Here is a 17,341-nt window from a genome sequence, read left to right as displayed (position 1 = left end):
CGCGGAAGCGTGGAACTCCACCAGCGGATCGTGTCGGCACCGGTCGATTTCGGCGCCATCCGGTCCGAGTTCGGCCTGGCCTCGGCGTACCCTGCCGAGGCCAGTGCCGAGGCCCGCGACGCGGTGGACGCGTTCGCGGGCGACCGGGTCGATCGCACGGACATCCCGTTCGTGACGATCGACCCACCCGGGGCCATGGATCTGGACCAGGCCCTGCATATCGAACGCACCCCCGGCGGCTTCACCGTGCACTACGCCATCGCCGACGTGGGCGCCGTGATCTTCCCCGACGGCGCGCTGGCCAAGGAGTCCGGCGCCAGGGGCCAGACCTTCTACCTTCCCGACGGCACCGTGCCGCTGCACCCGCCCGCGTTGTCGGAAGGGTCCGCCAGCCTGCTTCCGGACCGCACGCGTCCGGCCGCGCTGTGGACGATCGAACTCGACGAGCACGCCGAACCGGTGCGGTTCTCGGTGGTCCGCGCCCTGGTGCGCTCCCGTGCCCGGCTCGACTACTCGACCGTGCAGGCCGACGCGGAGTCGGGTCGGCTGCATCCCTCGATCGCTGCCCTGCCGGAGTTCGGCACGCGGCGCATCGAGGCGGGTCTGGCGCGCGGTGCGATCGGGCTGCGATTGCCCGCGCAGAGTGTCGTCCAGGACGAGCGCGCCGACGGGCACTGGCGACTGGTGGTGGAACCGCGCACCGCCGCCGACGACTGGAACGAGCAGGTCTCGCTGCTGACCGGCATGTGCGCGGCGCGGATCATGCTGGACGCGGCCGGACCGGAGGGTCATCGGGTGGCGCTGCTGCGCACCATGCCGCCGCCGCAGGAATCCGCGATCGATTCGATGCGCCGGACCGCGCAGGCGCTGGGCGTGGCCTGGCCAGAGGGCGAAGCGGTCGGGCAGATGCTGGCCCGGCTGGACACCGGGACTCCCGCGGCCTTGGTGCTGATGTCCGAGGCGACGACCCTGCTGCGCGGCGCCTCCTACACCGTGCTCGACGGTGCGCCGCAAGCGCCGCACGTGCCGGAAGCGCTGCGGCACAGCGCGATCGGCGCGCCCTACGCGCACGTCACCGCTCCGCTGCGGCGGTTGTCGGATCGGTTCGCGACCGAGATCTGCCTGGCCCGGTGCGCGGGCGCCGACGTGCCGCGCTGGGTGCGGGAGGGGCTGGCGAGTGCCGCCGACTCCATGCGGCGCAGCGACGGCGTCGCGGGCAAGATCGAACGGGCCTGCATCGACCTGACCGAATCGACCCTGCTCGCGCAGCGTACCGGCGAGGCGTTCGACGCCGTCGTGGTGCGCGAGGCCAACGGCAGCCGGCCTGCCGTGGTCTTCGTCGCCGACCCGCCGGTGCTGGGCCCGTGCGCCGGGAGCCCACCGGAAGGCGAGACCGTGCGGGTGCGGCTGCTGTCGGCCGACCCGATGGAGCGGAAAGTGTCCTTCGGCTATCCGGCGTAACGGGTGCGGTGGGTGAGGACAGGCGGTCGTCGAGGAACGCGCCGACCGCGGGGGATGCCGGGTCACCGAGAGGCGGCGGCTCCGAACAGTGCCGCTGCCGTCACCGGGTAGCGGCTCAGCTCACGACCGGCCGCGGCGTCCTCCGTGGCCGCGAGCATCTCGTACAAGCCGGCGTTCTCGCCCGCCGCCGCGGCCTCGGCCGCCCGGTGCAGGATCGCGTCGTGCGACTCCACCGCGTCGCGGTGGTCGCCGAGCACGGTCTGCAGCTTCTTCGCCCGGACGCCGCGATCGGCGGCGTCGTCGCCGAGGACCTGCTGTGCCGCCTCGCACGAATACCGCAGCCGCTTGGCGCTCTTGCGGATATCGTGCAGCAGTTCCACCCGTTCGAGCGGGTCGACGGTGGGTTCGACGCGGATCAGGGATTCCACCCGGTCGAGGTCGCGCCGGAGCACCTCCCGGAACACGTCCGCCGCCGCCGCTTCGGCGCGGTTGGGGCGCAGCGGCGGATCGGTGCGCCATCCGGACAGTTCGTCGCGCAACTCGCGGTAGCGTGCGCCGTCCAACGCGGTCAGCACCTCGTCGTGCGCCGCGCGATAGCGCTCCCGCTCGGCGTCCACCAGACGCGCGGTGACGGCGTCGAGCTCGGCCGGATCGGCCCGCTCGGCCTGGTCGGCCAGCAGCGTGGCGAACCGATCGGCGCGCACCTCCGCGTCCCGCGCTTCGCCGAGCAATCCGGCCAGCCATTTGAGTTCCGCGCCCATCGTGGCGGCGGGCTTCTTGGCGAGCAGTGTGCCGTAGGACCGCAGCACGCTGCGCAGCCTGCGGGTGGCCACCCGCATCTGATGGACCGAGTCCTCCGCGTCGGCGCGGACCTCGGGTTCGGCGGCCAAGAGCCGGTCGATGTCCTCGCGCAAAGCGTCCACCAGAGCGTTCCCCGCCGTCAGCACCGTGCTCGCCCCCGCTTCGGCGAACCGGTCGGTGGCCTCGACCAAGTGATGGGTGATGCCGGGCTCGTTCGCCGCGTGGCCCGCGTCGTCCACGATGTGCAGGACCGAGCCGGGCCAGGCTCGGTGCAATTCCCACGCGCTGACCGCCGGGCAGACGATGTCGTGGCGACCCTGCACGATCACGGCCGGGATATGCGCTACGGCGCCGATGTCACGCAACAGCTGGCCCTCCTCGAGGAACCCGCCGTGCCGGAAGTAGTGGTTCTCGATCCTGGCGAACGCCAGCGCGAATCGCGGCTCGGCGGTCTCGGCCACCCGATCCGGGTGGGGCAGCAGCGAACTCGTCGCACCCTCCCAGCGGGACCAGGCGATCGCGGCCGTGCGGGCGAGTTCTTCGTCGGGCGAGTGCAACAGGCGGTGGTATACCTCGACCAGATCCTGATCGCGTTGGTCCTCGGGCACCGGCGCGAGAAACTTCTCCCACTCGTCCGGGTAGACGTAACCCGCGGCACCGTTGTAATACCAGTCGATTTCCTTGCGGCGCAACAGGAAAATGCCGCGCAGCACCAGTTCGGTCACCCGGCCGGGGTGCCGTTGCGCGTAGGCCAGCGCGAGCGTGGAACCCCACGAACCGCCGAACACCTGCCAGCGGGCGATGCCGAGATGTTCGCGCAAGGCTTCGATGTCGGAGATCAGGTGGCCGGTGGTGTTGTGCTCCAGGCTCGCGCCGTCGGCCAGGTGCGGGGTGGAGCGGCCGCAACCACGCTGGTCGAACAGCACGATCCGGTAGGCGGCCGGATCGAAGAAGCGCCGATGGAACGGCGCGGTGCCGCCGCCGGGCCCGCCGTGCAGGAAGACCACCGGCTTGCCGGCCGGGTTGCCGCTGACCTCCCAGTAAACCGACTGGCCGTCGCCGACCGCCAGCATGCCGGAGGCATGCGGCTCGATCTCGGGATAGAGGGTGCGCATTACGGCCGCCCGGCTCAGAACGCCAGGCCAGAGGCCAGGTCGGGGATACCCAGCGCCTCCACGGCCTGCTGGCGCACGTCCGGGCAGGCCTTGATGGTGACGCGGTCGACGATCGGCTTGTCCGCCAGCACCGCGCCGTTGATGCCGCCGTTGCGCAGCGCCCACTCGTGCACCAGGGCGTTGAGCCCGATCGTGCCCAGCGTCCCGCCCTGGACCCGCCAATTGGACAGTTCCGGCCGGATCATGTCGCACAGCTGGGCCGCGGCGGCGTCGGAGATCTCCGGGCTCGTCGGCGCGACCCGGCCGGAGGTGGTGCCCGGAGCGGCGGTGGCGCCCGGGGTGGCGGTGGCCGACACCGTGGTGGAACTCGAGCTGCCGGTGGGTGCCGGGCCCGAATTGCTGCCGCAAGCGGTCAATGCCGCGGCGGCGAGAGCGCCCGCCGCCAGCAGGGTGCTGCGTGAAATCCAACGGCTGTACGGCATGGATACCTCTGGTCGTGTCGGGATTGTCGGCATCGAGTCTGCCATTGATTTTGCCGACCGGCCCGAACCGGCCGTCTTTCGTGGGAAGAGTTCAGCCGAGGTGCGCGTAGCTCGTCGGGTCGCAGATGGCCGATGCGGAGATCGGCTATGGTCCGCGTCATACTCTGCGGCGGGTTCAGAAGCAGTGCTCCGGTCCGGGGAAGGTGCCCCGGCGCACTTCGTCGGCGTAAGCCGCTGCCGCGGTGCGCAGTTCGTCGCCGACGTGGCCGAAACGCTTGACGAACTTCGCGGTCTTGCCGCTGGTGTAGCCGGCCATGTCCTGCCAGACCAGCACCTGGGCGTCGGTGTCGGCGCCCGCGCCGATGCCGATGGTCGGAATGGTGAGCTTGCGGGTGACCTGTCCGGCCAGCTCGGCCGGGACCATCTCCAGCACTACGGAGAACGCGCCCGCCTCCTGCACCGCGATGGCGTCGGCGATCAGTTGCTCGGCGCCGTCGCCGCGGCCCTGCACCCGGAATCCGCCCAGGGTGTTCACGCTCTGCGGGGTGAAGCCGATGTGCGCCATGACCGGGATGCCCGCCGCGGTGACCACCGCGATCTGCTCGGCGACCCGATCGCCGCCCTCCAGCTTCACCGCGTGCGCCCCGCCCTCCTTCATGAACCGGGTCGCCGTCGCCAGCGCCTGCTGCGGGGAGGACTCGTAGGTGCCGAACGGCAGATCGGCCACCACCAGCGCGTGCGGAGCGCCGCGCACCACCCCGCGCACCAGCGGGATGAGCTCGTCGACGGTGATCGGCACGGTGGTGTCGTAGCCATACACCACATTGGCCGCGGAATCGCCGACCAGCAGCACGGGAATGCCCGCTTCTTCGAACAGCCGGGCCGAGGAATAGTCGTAGGCGGTCAGCATCGCCCAGCGTTCACCGTCGGCTTTCAGCTGCCGCAGGTGGTGCACCCGGGTTTTGCGCATTTTCTTGGGCTCGGCGGGCACCGTACCGTAGACAGGGGTTTCCGAATCGGATCCGGACATCATCGTCCCTTTCGTCTGTGTCGCCTCGAGGCCCGTCCGGGTCCCCGGGATTGTCTGACGAGATTCAGTGTGCCACCCGCCACCGAGGCGGATCAGGCCGATGACCGGTGCGATTGGTCACAGCGCGGGAAGGGTTCGCCCGGGGCGGCCGCCGCGTTTGCCCGATGGCACTATCGAGGCATGTCGATGGTGCGGAGTGGGCGCGGTGCGCTCCCGGTGGCGGTGCTGGCGTCGCTCGCTGTGCTGGTGTCGGGGTGCGCTGTCACGCACACCGAAACGGGGCAGCCGCGGCCCGCGGCGCCCGTCGGGCTGGAGAAGTTCTACGGCCAGGCGGTGCAGTGGGGTGACTGCACCGGATTCGGCGGGCCGGACGACCGGTTGCCGCCGAGCACGGAGTGCGCGCGGATCACCGTGCCGTTGGACTACGCGGCGCCCGACGGGCCGACCGCGCAGATCGCGGTGTCCCGGATGCGGGCGACCGGGCGGCGGGTCGGTTCGCTGGTGATGAACCCGGGCGGGCCAGGGGAGTCCGGCCTCGGCCTGTCGTCGCTCGGCAACAAGACGGCGTTGGCCGAGCGCTTCGACCGGATCGGCTTCGACCCGCGCGGCGTCGGTTCCTCCACCCCCCTGATCGTCTGCCAGACACCCCAGGAGCAGGACGCCGAGCGCGCGGAGCCGGAGGAGGACTACACGCCGGCGGGCATCGCGCACGCCGAGGCCGACAACAGCCGGTACGCGGGCCGCTGCGCCGAGCGGACCGGAAAGGAGTTCCTCGCCCATGTCGGCACCCGCGAGGTGGTGCAGGACCTCGACATCATGCGTGCCGCGCTCGGCGACGCGAAGCTGACCTACCTCGGCTACTCCTACGGCACCAAGATCGGTTCGGCATACGCGGAGCGGTTCCCCGACCACGTGCGCGCCCTGGTGCTGGACGGCGCCATCGACTCCGCGCAGGATCCGGTGCAGGAGTCGCTGCGCCAGGCGGCGGGCTTCCAGAAGGTGTTCGATGCCTACGCCGCCGACTGCGCGCGGCAGCCGGACTGCCCGCTGGGCGCCGATCCGGCGCAGGCGGTGCCGCGGTTCCGCGCGCTGGTGAACCCGCTGTGGGACAAGCCCGCGGCGACCACCGATCCGCGCGGGCTGACCTACGGCGACGCGCTCACCGGCGTGCGCCAGGCCCTCTACACCGACGAATTCTGGCGGGTGCTGACGCTCGGACTGTCCGAACTGCGCGACGGGCGCGGTGACACGCTGCTCACGCTGGCCGACCTGTACGACGGCCGCCGCGACGACGGCACCTACGCCAACACCGCCGACGCGTTCAACGCGATCCGCTGTGTGGATGATCCGCGCATCACCGATCGCGCGGTGGCCGGGCGCCAGGACGCGGAATACCGGAAGGCGGCCCCGTTCCTGGACGACGGGCGCGGCACCGGCTCGGCGCCGCTGGAACTGTGCACCGCCTGGCCGGTGCCCAATTCGAGTGCGCCGCATCGCATTTCCGTGACCGGCCTGCCGAAGACGGTGGTGGTGTCGACCACCGACGACCCGGCGACCCCGTATCAGGCCGGAGTCGACTTGGCCGACCAGCTGGGCGCCGCGCTGATCACCTATCGGGGCAACCGGCACACGGTGGCGCTGGCCGGTGGCGTCCCCTGCGTCGACGACGCGGTCATCGCCTATCTGGTCGACCTGACCGAGCCCACTTCCGGCCTCACCTGCTGAGCCGGGGGCGTTCGGTTGCTGATCGGTCACGCGACCCGGATCGGTCCGGCAAAATCTCACCGGCCATATCTCACCGGAAAAATCTCACAAACCGGACGATCCGACTGTGCGGAGTCTTCCGAGAAAATCCAGGTCAGCAATCTTAAGCGTGTATGTAACACAGATTTAACGCCGGATGCCTACGCTCGCGGGCATGGATCGCCAGAAGGAATTCGTGCTGCGGACGCTCGAAGAGCGGGACATCCGCTTCGTGCGTCTCTGGTTCACCGACGTCTTGGGTTACCTGAAGTCCGTCGCGATCGCGCCCGCCGAGTTGGAGGGCGCGTTCGAAGAGGGTATCGGTTTCGACGGCTCGGCCATCGAGGGCTTCGCCCGCGTCTCCGAGGCCGACATGGTCGCCCGGCCGGATCCGTCGACCTTCCAGGTGCTGCCGTGGGCCACCAGCAAGGGCCACCAGCACTCCGCGCGTATGTTCTGCGACATCACCATGCCGGACGGCTCACCGTCCTGGGCCGACCCGCGCCACGTGCTGCGTCGCCAGCTGAACAAGGCGGCCGACGTCGGCTTCAGCTGCTATGTGCACCCGGAGATCGAGTTCTTTCTGCTGGAGAACGGTCCGCACGGCGGCGTGCCGGTACCCGCCGACACCGGCGGGTTCTTCGACCAGGCCGTGCACGACTCGGCGCCGAACTTCCGCCGCCACGCCATCGACGCGCTGGAATCCATGGGCATTTCCGTGGAGTTCAGTCACCATGAGGGCGCTCCGGGCCAGCAGGAGATCGACCTGCGCTACGCCGACGCTCTGTCGATGGCCGACAATGTGATGACCTTCCGTTACCTGATCAAGGAAGTGGCCATCGACGAGGGCGTGCGCGCCACCTTCATGCCCAAGCCGTTCGCCCAGTACCCGGGCTCGGCGATGCACACGCACATGAGCCTGTTCGAGGGCGAGACCAACGCCTTCCACGACCCCGGCGACCCGATCAACCTGTCGGAGACGGCGCGCGCGTTCATCGCGGGCATCCTCGAGCACGCCTCGGAGATCAGCGCGGTCACCAACCAGTGGGTGAACTCCTACAAGCGCCTCATCCACGGCGGCGAGGCGCCGACCGCGGCCTCGTGGGGCCGGTCCAACCGTTCCGCCCTGGTGCGCGTGCCGATGTACACGCCGAACAAGTCGTCCTCGCGCCGTGTCGAGATCCGCAGCCCAGATTCCGCGTGCAACCCCTACCTGGCGTTCGCCGTGCTGCTCGCGGCCGGTCTGCGGGGCATCGAGAAGGGCTACACGCTGCCGCCGGAGGCCGAGGACGACGTGTGGTCGCTGACCGTCGCCGAACGGCGCGCGATGGGGTTCCGTGAGCTGCCCGGCACGCTGGACGAGGCACTGGCGGCGATGGAGCGCTCGGAGCTGGTCGCCGAGACCCTGGGCGAGCACGTGTTCGACTTCTTCCTGCGCAACAAGCGCCGGGAGTGGGCGGACTACCGCAGCCAGGTCACGCCGTTCGAACTCCGCGAATACCTCGGGTTGTAACCCGGGCGACGTGCGGGGGCGGCGTGCGCTCGGTGTCGGCCCTGTAATTTGAGAACCATGGTCCGGCCACCGTCAGCCCGCTCCGCTGTCCCAGGTGTCGGTCGGCTCGGATTGCTCGAGCCGACCGCCGCCGCGTCGCTGCGCGACCTGGGTTGGGACAACGTCGAAAGTATTCCCGTGCTGTGGTCGCTGTCCCGCGCGCCGGACGCCGATCTCGCGTTGAGCACGCTCATGCGGCTGCGCGCGAGCATCGGGGACGGTTGGGCCGCCGTCGATTCGGCGGTCCGCACCGATACGTCGCTGCGGGGCAGGCTGTTCGCGCTGCTCGGCTCGTCCAGCGCGTTCGGTGATCATCTCGTCGCGGCGCCGGAGGCGTGGGAAGGGTTGCGCCGCAAGGGGTTACCCGGACGCGACGAGCTGATCGCCGATTTGCTCGCGGTGGTCGACGCGGCACCCGAGGCAGGGCCGAACGCGACGCCGATGCTGTTTCGCGCGGGCATCTCCGGACCCGAAGTGGTGGCGTCGCTGCGCAAGCGGTACCGCGATCATCTGATGCTGCTGGCCGCGCTGGATCTGGCGGCCACGGTGGAGAACGAGCCCGTGCTGCCCTACCAGGTGGTCGGCAGGCAGCTCACCGACCTGGCCGACGCCGCCCTGACCGCGGCGCTGGCGGTCGCGGTGGCGCGGGTCTGCAAGGACGAGCCGGTTCCGGTGCGGCTGGGCGTGATCGCGATGGGCAAGTGCGGCGCGCGCGAGCTGAACTATGTCAGCGACGTCGACGTGGTGTTCGTCGCCGAGCCCGCCGACGGCATCGCCACACGCTTGGCCGCCGAGCTGATGAACGTGGCGAGTCAGGCGTTCTTCGAGGTCGACGCGGCGCTGCGGCCGGAGGGCAAAGCCGGTGCGCTGGTGCGGACACTGGATTCGCACGTCGCCTACTACAAGCGCTGGGCCCGCACCTGGGAGTTCCAGGCGCTGCTGAAGAATCGTCCGGCGACCGGTGACATCGCGCTCGGCGAGCAGTACCGCGCCGCGCTGATGCCGATGGTGTGGTCGGCGTCGGAGCGTCCCGATTTCGTCGCCGACGTGCAGGCGATGCGCCGCCGCGTGGAGGACTTGGTCCCCGCCGATCTGCGCGAACGCGAACTCAAACTGGGGCGCGGCAGCCTGCGGGACGTCGAATTCGCGGTGCAGCTACTGCAACTGGTACACGGGCGAGTCGACGAGACGCTGCACGTGCAAGGCACCGTCGAGGCGCTGACCGCGCTGGCCGCGGGCGGCTACGTCGGTCGTGACGACGCGGCCAATCTCACGGCCTCCTACGAGTTCCTGCGGCTGCTGGAACACCGGCTCCAGTTGCAGCGGTTGCGTCGCACCCATACCCTGCCCGCCGCCGACGACGAGGAGGGCATGCGCTGGCTGGCCCGCGCGGCGCACATCCGGCCGGATGGCAGGCAGGACGCGGTGGGTGTGCTGGGCAGTGAGATCCGCCGGAACGCGGTGCGCGTGCGGCGCCTGCACGCCAAGTTGTTCTACCGGCCGCTGCTGGATTCGGTGGTGCGGCTGGAACCCGACGCGCTGCGCCTGAGCCCCGAGGCCGCCATCCGCCAGCTTGCCGCTCTCGGCTACGCGGCGCCGGAACACGCCCTCGGCCACCTCAAGGCCCTGACCGGCGGGGTGTCCCGCAAGGGCCGCATTCAAGCCCTGCTGCTGCCCACGCTGCTCGAATGGCTGGGGGACACACCGAATCCCGACGCGGGCCTGCTGGCCTATCGCCGGGTGTCGGAGGGACTCGCCGACCAGATCTGGTTCCTGCGCGAACTGCGCGATGAGGGGGCGATCGCGCAACGGCTGATGATCGTGCTCGGCTCCTCGGAATACCTACCCGATCTGCTGATCAACGCGCCGGAGACGATCCGGATGTACGCCGACGGCCCGGGCGGCCCGCTGCTGCTCGGCCCGCAGCCCGACGAGGTGGCCCGCGGCATCCTCACCGCCGCCGCACGGTACGACGACCCGAAACGCGCTGTGGCCGCCGCTCGTTCGCTGCGCAGGCACGAACTCGCACGGGTGGCGTCGGCCGACCTGCTCGGCATGCTCGACGTGCCGCAGGTGTGCCGGGCGTTGTCGTCGGTGTGGGTCGCGGTGCTGGAGGCGTCGTTGCGCGCGGTGATCCGGGCGACCGAAGCGGACCTGGGCTGCCGCGCGCCCGCCGACATCGCGGTGATCGGCATGGGCAGGCTCGGTGGCATGGAGCTCGGTTACGGCTCCGACGCGGACGTGCTGTTCGTGTGCGACCCGCGGCCGGGCGAGGACGAGACCAAGGCCGTGAAGTGGGCGATCGGAGTGGCCGACCAGGTACAGCGACTGCTCGGCGCGCCGAGCACCGACCCGCCACTGCACGTGGACGCCGGGCTGCGTCCCGAGGGGCGCAACGGCGCGCTGGTGCGCACGCTGGCCGCCTACGCGGCGTACTACGAGCAGTGGGCGCAGCCCTGGGAGGTGCAGGCGCTGCTCCGGGCCCACCAAGTGGCCGGCGACGAGGAACTGGGGGTGCGTTTCCTGCACGTCATCGACAAGGTGCGGTACCCGGAGGGCGGGGTGTCGGCCGAGGCGGTGCGCGAGATCCGGCGGATCAAGGCCAGGGTGGATGCCGAGCGGCTGCCCCGCGGCGCCGATCCGGCGACCCATACCAAGCTGGGGCGCGGGGGCCTGGCCGACATCGAGTGGACGGTTCAGCTGATGCAGCTGCGGCACGCCCACGAGGTACCCGGCCTGCACAACACCTCCACGCTCGAGGCACTGGACGTGATCGAGCAGACCGAGTTGCTGGACGCTCACGACGTAGCGCTGCTGCGCGACGCGTGGCTGACCGCCACCAACGCCCGCAACGCCTTGGTCCTGGTGCGCGGCAAGCCGAGCGACCAGCTCCCGGGTCCGGGGCGGCTCCTTTCGGCCATCGCCCGCGTCGCGGGGTGGCCCAACGACGACGGCAGCGAATTCCTCGACCACTACATGCGCGTCACGCGGCGCGCGAAAGCGGTCGTCGAACGAGTCTTCGGTAGCTGACGAACACCTCTACCATCAACCGACCAGCTCGGCAGAGGTGGCCTGAACCCGAGTCTCCCTCAGATCCAGGACGATTCGGGAAGACCACAAGACGGGCGGGGCATCAGGAGTCCGCACTATGGCTGAAATATACAAGGGCCGCCGTTTCTCGACTCGACAGGAGGACGGAAAGCCTCCGCTGAGCCAAGAGCAGTTGGACCGCTATGCGGCAATGTTCGCCGATTTCAACGCGCGTCGGAACGCCGTCCCAGAGGAAAATCGCATCCACCTGTCTTCGCGGTTCGGTGACGACGATTTCAATGACCAGGCATTCAATGACGACGGGTCACGCAAGCCCGACCACCCACGGCCCGAGTAGCCGGATGCACTGTCACTTAAAGGTATGAAGCCATCGTCGAATCCGGCCGGAGGCGGAATTCTTGCGCCCTCGCCGCCGGTTCGGGTTCAGCCAGATGGGCAGGGGTTCCCGCGTGGCAAGCCAGGTTTGCGGCACACCGGCGGTGGGGCCTGGTCGGCTGCCGGTGTAAGTGGCGACGATCCCGCCGGCAATGGCGCTGGTGGTGTCGATATCTCCGTCTGCCGCGAGGCACGTGGTGATCGCGGCCGGGTAGTTGTCCAGATGTGTTGCGGCGACCCATAGTGTGAACGGGACGGTGTTCTGCGCGGTCACCGCGGATCCATTGCCGAGCTCGTCCGCGGCCTGTTCGGCCGAGGCGCCGAGCAGGGTGCGGGCGTGGCGAATCAGGCGGCTCGTTTCGCCGTTGTCCAGGCGGTCGAGCACGGCGGTGATGAATTCCGCTGGGCTGGGGCGAATCCCGCGCATGCGGGCGTGACCGGCCTGTGCGGCGGCGAGTGCCACCGCGACCGCGCCCGTGACTCCTTCTGGATGCAGATGCGTCACTTGCGCCGAGCGGACCGCTTCGGCCGCAGCCTTATCCGGGTCCCCGGCATAGAAGGCCCCGAGCGGGGCCACCCGCATGGCCGCGCCGTTGCCACAGGAACCCTGGCGATCGAATGCGGCTCCGGCCGCGTCGCGCCAGTGCACGCCGTTCCCGATACGGCGCAAGGTGTCCCGCGCGGCGAAGCCGTAGTCACGGCTCGGGTCGCATCGTGCGGCGAACCGGGTGGCAAGCCGATCCTGGTCGATTCCGCCGTAACCGAGGAGTTCTGCGACTACGGTGCACGCCATTTCGGTGTCGTCGGTCCACCTCCACGGGCCGCCCGAAACATTGCCGGCCTGAAGGTCCGCTATCGACCGGCGCATGATGGGAAATTCCTGGCCCACCGCGTCCCCTACCGACAGCCCATCCAGCGAATCGAGCATCAAATCGACATGCACCGCGTCGATAGTAGCCAGAGTACCCTTGTGATTGCCAAGTCAGTCAGTACGCGTTTCGTAGGGCAGGGGCCTGCGAAACGCGTAGTGAAGGAGAGATGCGGCGACTTTAGGGCGTGGCGTGCGGGGTCACCCGAGTAGGCTGCCGTCGCCGGGTGTCGCGACAGGACAGGGAGGGGCATGAAGTACTTCAACACCACCGGACCGTGCAGTCCGAAGCGGCACTACATGCTGCCGACGAGCGAACGGCTGCCCGAAGCTCGTCGGTATATCGCCCGTGGTCAGTATTTCGTGGTGCACGCCCCACGGCAGACGGGGAAAACCACTGTCTTGGCCGAACTCGCTCGCCACCTCACCGCGGAAGGCGAGTATCTGGTACTGCACTTCTCCTGTGAGGTAGCGAGCCCGTTCGGCGACGACATCGCTGCCGCGGAGCGGGCGATCTTGGACAGAATACGAAATGCCGCCAGAATCGCGAAGCTCCCTTCGGATCTGCTGCCCCCGTCATCCTGGCCGGATGCCGCAGCGGGAACCATGCTGGGCAATGGGCTCAGTGCGTGGGCCGAACGGTGTCCTCGACCGCTGGTGCTGTTTTTCGACGAGATCGATGCGCTCCGTGATGCGAGCCTGGTGAGTGTCCTGCGCCAGCTACGAGACGGCTACACCACCAACCGCGACGGTTTCGTGCACTCGATAGTTCTGTGCGGTCTGCGTGATGTGCGGGACTACAAGGCCGCCGCAGGGGGTGACCCCAGCCGGCTCGGCACCGCGAGCCCGTTCAATATCAAGGTCGAATCCATCCGCCTCGGCGACTTCACTCGCGCCGAGGTGGCCGCGCTGTACGCCCAGCACACCGCCGAAACCGGGCAGGAATTCAGCGCCCACGCCCTGGATCTGGCCTACCACTACACGCAGGGCCAGCCGTGGCTGGTCAATGCACTGGCCGCCGAGGTCGTCGACAAGATGCGGATCGAGGCAACCATCACCGACGACCATATCGACCAGGCCAAGGAACGGTTGATCATGGCTCGTGCGACTCATCTGGATTCATTGGTGGACAAGCTCACCGAGCCCCGCGTGCGGCAGGTGATCGAACCGCTGCTGGCGGGTGGAGATGTGGACGGTGACGTCGAGTTCACCGATGCGTTGTCCTATGTCCGGGATCTGGGTTTGATCGCTCAGGGCAAGCCGGTGCGAGTGGCGAACCCGATCTACAACGAGGTGATCGTCCGAATGCTGGGTTCGGGGATCGAGGAGAACGTCACCGCCGAGCCGCGCCGTTTCCGCTTCGACGACGGTCGGCTGGATTTTCCTCGGCTATTGGACGAGTTCGCCTCGTTCTGGAAGCTGCACGGGGAGATCCTGGCGTCGAGACAGAGCTATCGCGAGGTCGCGCCCCACTTGGTGTTGATGGCGTTCCTGCACCGGATCGTGAACGGCGGCGGATATATCGACCGCGAATACGGCGTGGGGCGCGGCCGGATCGATCTGCTGGTCCGGCAGCCCTACACCGATGCCGACGGCAACCGCGCCGAGCAGCGCGAAGCGCTCGAGTTGAAGGTGTGGCGTGACGGTCGAGCCGATCCGCTGGCAGAGGGGTTGGTGCAGTTGGACGGATATTTGGAGCGTTTGGGTTTGTCCACCGGGGTGTTGGTGATCTTCGACTGCCGCACCGACGCCGATCCCATCACCGAACGCACCCGATTCGATAAAACCACCAGCCCGGCCGGACGCCGAATAACCCTGCTCCGCGCCTGAGGGCGCGTCAGTCGCCGAGCGTTACCTACAGCTCGCCTATGTTGATGCAGATAGCTGGTCTCACGGGCAATAAGTGTCGCGGGAAACCCGAACTTCTCGGGGCGGGGACGACCGGCATTCGGCAGATAAAGCCGTGCCCCGGGCGGCATACTCTGCAGAGGCGGACCCGGGGCGTACGGAAAAGTACTGTACCTGAACGGCTGTACCTCAACGACACCTGAGTCGGGCTGAGCCGGCAGTGACGCCTCCAGGTCGCGTAACCGCGTTCCATTCGGCACCCTACTGGGCATAGCGGTAGCGGATCGTGCTGAACAGGTGCTGGATGTCCTCATCCCTATGATTGCGAAGTCAGTATGCGTTTCGTAGGGTCGGGGCCTACGAAACGCGTAGTGAAGGAGAGATGCGGGCGACTCCAGGGCGCGTCGTGCGGAGTCGGTGACGGCAGCCCGACGCTCAAAGGGTCGTCGGATGTTCGTTGCCGGGTTCGAGCGTGACTCCGAGTGCCCGCAGGTCGCTGATCTGGTCGGCGTTGAGCCGGCCACGGCGATAGTCGGCGCGGCATCGGCTGACCCAGGCGCCGAGACGGAATCCGTCGGATGTCGTGAACCTTTGGGGTGGATCGGCATGGCCGTGTTCGACGCGGTACGCCACCAGGTCTTCGAGATGGCGGCGCCACAGGTGCTCGCCCCAGGGCTCCACGGTCAGCTCGACTCCCTCGGCTCGCAGTTCGGCGGCGCGCTCCGCGGGCAGGGTTCCGGCTCGGTAGTCGGTTCGGCGGCGATACAGCCATTTGCCGAGCGGATCCCCATCGGCGGTGACGAAGCCGACCGGGATGTTTGCGTGCCCGTGAGCCGCCCGATACGCGCGGAGGGCGGCCAGCCCGGACGTCCACCGGCTGGTGCGAGTGCTGGTGCTCGGGTCCCAGTCGACGCCGAACGACTCCAGGGCCACGACCTGTTCCTCGGAAAGGCTTGCGGCCTTGTAGTATTCACGGCGCTTTCGCAGCCATTGTCCGAGTTCGAAACCGCTTGGCGCGCAATAGGTGATCGGCACATTGCCGTGCCCATGCTCGGCGTGGAACTCACGCAGCGCCGCGATTCCGGTCTCCCATCTGGCGGGTAGGGGATGCCATTGCACTCCGAGGTCCGTCAGTCGCTGTGCGCGTTCATCCGGCAGGTTCCCGGCCCGGTACGCCTTCCGGCACCGGGTGAGCCAGGCACCGAGCTGCCGCCCGTCGGCGGTTCGGTAGCCGGAGGGGACGTCGGCGTGCCCGTGCTCGGCGTGGAAGGCCAGCAGGGCTGCGTAGTTCTCCCACCATGCCGATGTTGTCATCCGCACGGTGCGCAGCAGGATCGATCGGTGGAACTCGGCACCGACCCGCGTCGGTGCGCCATCGACGTGCAGCCAACTCGGCATCGGCTCGACGTGGCGGGGTTCCAGCGCGCGGGTGTCTCGACGGCGCCGGTCGAGGTAGTCGGCGATGCGTTCGTCGTGCGCGCGCAATGCCCGCACCACCCGCCAGACCGTGTCGAACTCCGAACCGTCCAGCGCGGCCTGCGGGTTCTCGCCTTCGGTGAGGAAGATCGGCACGATGATCGTGGCGATCTTGCCGCTGTCGCCGCCGCGCCGCAGGGCCCGGCCCACCGCCTGCACCACGTCGGTGGCCGAGTCGCGCGGGTCGGCGAACATCACGGCGTCGAGGGCGGGCACGTCGACACCTTCGGCGAGGACGCGCGCGTTCGACACCACGGCCGTCGCGGCGCCGGGATGCCGCAATCCGGCGAGTGCTTCGCGCCGCAGCCGCGGCGAGCTGTCACCGCTCACCCAGCGGGCTCGCACCGGCCACGGCGGCCGTTCCGCGACCGGCAGCAGCTCGATGGCCGAACGCAGCCCGGCGGCGAACCGGGTAGCCGACGAAACCCGCCCGTGGTAGGTGATGACGCGGCGCAGCCGATAGTCGCGCACCGCTTTCGCCAAGGCGATCTGCATGGCCAGCATCCGGGCGGGCACCGCACGACCGGCGACCTGCACCACCCGCCCGGCCGAGGTGAGTTCGGCTATTTCGGCGTCGGTGACCATGACCACCGCGACCCGGTAGTCGGCCAGCAGCCCGGATTCGATCGCGGTCGCGAAGGGCAGCTGAAAAACCTGCGGACCGAATATCGTCGCGTCGTCCATGCTCACGGAATCGTCGCCGGTGGCGGCCATGATCCGTGGTGTCGCGGTCAGATAGAGGCGCCGTCGCGCCGGAATGTGACGGTCGTCGTGGACCCGAGCCCACTGGCGTTTGACCCCGGCGGTGCGGTGCGCTTCATCGACGATCACCAAATCCCAATGCCGAAGACCGTATTCGGTATGCGCGGCGACGATCACGGGCAGGCTCGCGTATGTCGCGAATACCGTGACCCGCCCCGCATCACCGACCAGGTTCGCAACGGTGGCCGGATCGGTGGTGATCGGTGCGGTGATTTCTGACCGCGGCTTCGCTGTCGGGTAGCCGCATACCGTGACGCGTCCTGTGTCGCCGGCCAGGTCCGCGACGGCGGGATCGGTGGTGATGGGTGCGTGCAGGTCGGTGACTTCCGCGCCCGCCGTTACCTTTCGGTCGCCACATACCCTGACGATCGGCCCTGTCCCAGCTCCGAGATGTGCCGCATAGGAATCCGCTGTCTGCGACAACAGCTCCAAGGTGGGCACGAGCACGAGAACAGATCCGTCCGGCACCAGCCGCGCCGAGCATTCCGCGCCGATGACGGTCTTTCCGGTGCCGCAGGCCGCGACCGCCGTGGCACGGCCCCCATCGCAAAGCGCGGCGTAGATCCGTGCGACGGCCTCGGTTTGGTGCGGCCACAAGCTCATGGCAGCCACAGCCGAGCGCAGGGGAGTGGCGGCAGATCCGGGTCCGCCACATGCTCGATCGTCACTCGTGCCAGCTGGTGCGAGTGCGCCGCACGCGCGAAAGCGTATGCGACGCATTCTTCGGCGCGATAGCGCAGCACCGGTCCGTGCTCGAACCGGACGGTCACGCGGCAC

General features: G+C 69.1%; 12 protein-coding genes and 1 pseudogene. 6 read left to right on the top strand and 7 right to left on the bottom strand.

Annotated elements, in window-relative coordinates:
• Positions 1-9: 9 nt before the first annotated feature.
• Positions 10-1,461, top strand: a complete 1,452-nt coding sequence (locus ACT89H_RS15295; protein WP_445109249.1) for an RNB domain-containing ribonuclease — start codon at positions 10-12, stop codon at positions 1,459-1,461.
• 62 nt (positions 1,462-1,523) lie between these two features.
• Here ACT89H_RS15295 and ACT89H_RS15290 read toward each other — a convergent pair whose 3' ends face one another.
• The 4 genes and pseudogenes from ACT89H_RS15290 to panB form a co-directional block, all read right to left on the bottom strand.
• Complete coding sequence (locus ACT89H_RS15290) at positions 1,524-2,384, bottom strand: CHAD domain-containing protein (protein ID WP_445109347.1); 861 nt, start codon at positions 2,382-2,384, stop codon at positions 1,524-1,526.
• Between the two features lie 39 nt (positions 2,385-2,423).
• A pseudogene (gene pip / locus ACT89H_RS15285) lies at positions 2,424-3,377 on the bottom strand (prolyl aminopeptidase); the annotation flags it as partial.
• A gap of 14 nt (positions 3,378-3,391) precedes the next feature.
• Positions 3,392-3,859 carry a hypothetical protein gene (locus tag ACT89H_RS15280; RefSeq protein WP_445109248.1) on the bottom strand — a complete coding sequence of 156 codons (468 nt, stop codon included), beginning with the start codon at positions 3,857-3,859 and terminating at the stop codon, positions 3,392-3,394.
• A 175-nt stretch (positions 3,860-4,034) separates the two neighbouring features.
• The gene (panB, locus tag ACT89H_RS15275; protein WP_445109247.1) at positions 4,035-4,889 is read right to left on the bottom strand and encodes a 3-methyl-2-oxobutanoate hydroxymethyltransferase; all 855 of its coding nucleotides are present in this window, start codon (positions 4,887-4,889) and stop codon (positions 4,035-4,037) included.
• 186 nt (positions 4,890-5,075) lie between these two features.
• Here panB and ACT89H_RS15270 point away from each other — a divergent pair, with 186 nt between their 5' ends.
• The 4 genes from ACT89H_RS15270 to ACT89H_RS15255 all read left to right on the top strand — a co-directional run bounded on the left by ACT89H_RS15270 (position 5,076) and on the right by ACT89H_RS15255 (position 11,572).
• Entirely contained in the window at positions 5,076-6,614 is a 1,539-nt protein-coding gene (locus tag ACT89H_RS15270; protein ID WP_445109346.1) for an alpha/beta hydrolase, read from the top strand.
• Positions 6,615-6,807: 193 nt separating this feature from the next.
• A complete protein-coding gene (glnA, locus tag ACT89H_RS15265) occupies positions 6,808-8,145 on the top strand; it encodes a type I glutamate--ammonia ligase (protein ID WP_445109246.1) in 1,338 nt (445 codons plus the stop codon).
• A gap of 57 nt (positions 8,146-8,202) precedes the next feature.
• Positions 8,203-11,214: a bifunctional [glutamine synthetase] adenylyltransferase/[glutamine synthetase]-adenylyl-L-tyrosine phosphorylase gene (locus ACT89H_RS15260; protein WP_445109245.1), complete on the top strand. Its 3,012-nt coding sequence runs from the start codon at positions 8,203-8,205 to the stop codon at positions 11,212-11,214.
• 118 nt (positions 11,215-11,332) lie between these two features.
• Positions 11,333-11,572, top strand: coding sequence for a hypothetical protein (locus ACT89H_RS15255; protein ID WP_445109244.1), 240 nt, complete (start codon positions 11,333-11,335; stop codon positions 11,570-11,572).
• Between the two features lie 12 nt (positions 11,573-11,584).
• On the opposite strand, the gene ACT89H_RS15250 is transcribed toward ACT89H_RS15255, so the two are convergent.
• The gene (locus tag ACT89H_RS15250; RefSeq protein ID WP_445109243.1) at positions 11,585-12,553 is read right to left on the bottom strand and encodes an ADP-ribosylglycohydrolase family protein; all 969 of its coding nucleotides are present in this window, start codon (positions 12,551-12,553) and stop codon (positions 11,585-11,587) included.
• Positions 12,554-12,730: 177 nt separating this feature from the next.
• Between ACT89H_RS15250 and ACT89H_RS15245 the strand changes: the two genes are divergently transcribed.
• Entirely contained in the window at positions 12,731-14,308 is a 1,578-nt protein-coding gene (locus ACT89H_RS15245) for an AAA family ATPase (protein WP_445109242.1), read from the top strand.
• Positions 14,309-14,761: 453 nt separating this feature from the next.
• Here ACT89H_RS15245 and ACT89H_RS15240 read toward each other — a convergent pair whose 3' ends face one another.
• Positions 14,762-17,167 (bottom strand): helicase associated domain-containing protein, encoded by a 2,406-nt coding sequence (locus ACT89H_RS15240; protein WP_445109241.1) that lies wholly within the window; start codon positions 17,165-17,167, stop codon positions 14,762-14,764.
• Positions 17,164-17,334 carry a hypothetical protein gene (locus ACT89H_RS15235; RefSeq protein WP_445109240.1) on the bottom strand — a complete coding sequence of 57 codons (171 nt, stop codon included), beginning with the start codon at positions 17,332-17,334 and terminating at the stop codon, positions 17,164-17,166. Before ACT89H_RS15235 ends, ACT89H_RS15240 begins: the two co-directional genes overlap by 4 nt.
• Between the last annotated feature and the right edge of the window lie 7 nt (positions 17,335-17,341).

This window comes from Nocardia aegles (assembly GCF_052545135.1).
Note: the sequence above shows the minus strand (reverse complement) of the source record. Positions and strands in the feature narration are given on the sequence as shown.

Coding starts and splice junctions, on each gene's coding strand:
- ACT89H_RS15280 (WP_445109248.1), bottom strand. CDS start 3,859: ATGCCGTACAGCCGTTGGATTTCACGCAGCACCCTGCTGGCGGCGGGC.
- panB (WP_445109247.1), bottom strand. CDS start 4,889: ATGTCCGGATCCGATTCGGAAACCCCTGTCTACGGTACGGTGCCCGCC.
- ACT89H_RS15270 (WP_445109346.1), top strand. CDS start 5,076: ATGGTGCGGAGTGGGCGCGGTGCGCTCCCGGTGGCGGTGCTGGCGTCG.
- glnA (WP_445109246.1), top strand. CDS start 6,808: ATGGATCGCCAGAAGGAATTCGTGCTGCGGACGCTCGAAGAGCGGGAC.
- ACT89H_RS15260 (WP_445109245.1), top strand. CDS start 8,203: ATGGTCCGGCCACCGTCAGCCCGCTCCGCTGTCCCAGGTGTCGGTCGG.
- ACT89H_RS15255 (WP_445109244.1), top strand. CDS start 11,333: ATGGCTGAAATATACAAGGGCCGCCGTTTCTCGACTCGACAGGAGGAC.
- ACT89H_RS15245 (WP_445109242.1), top strand. CDS start 12,731: ATGAAGTACTTCAACACCACCGGACCGTGCAGTCCGAAGCGGCACTAC.
- ACT89H_RS15240 (WP_445109241.1), bottom strand. CDS start 17,167: ATGAGCTTGTGGCCGCACCAAACCGAGGCCGTCGCACGGATCTACGCC.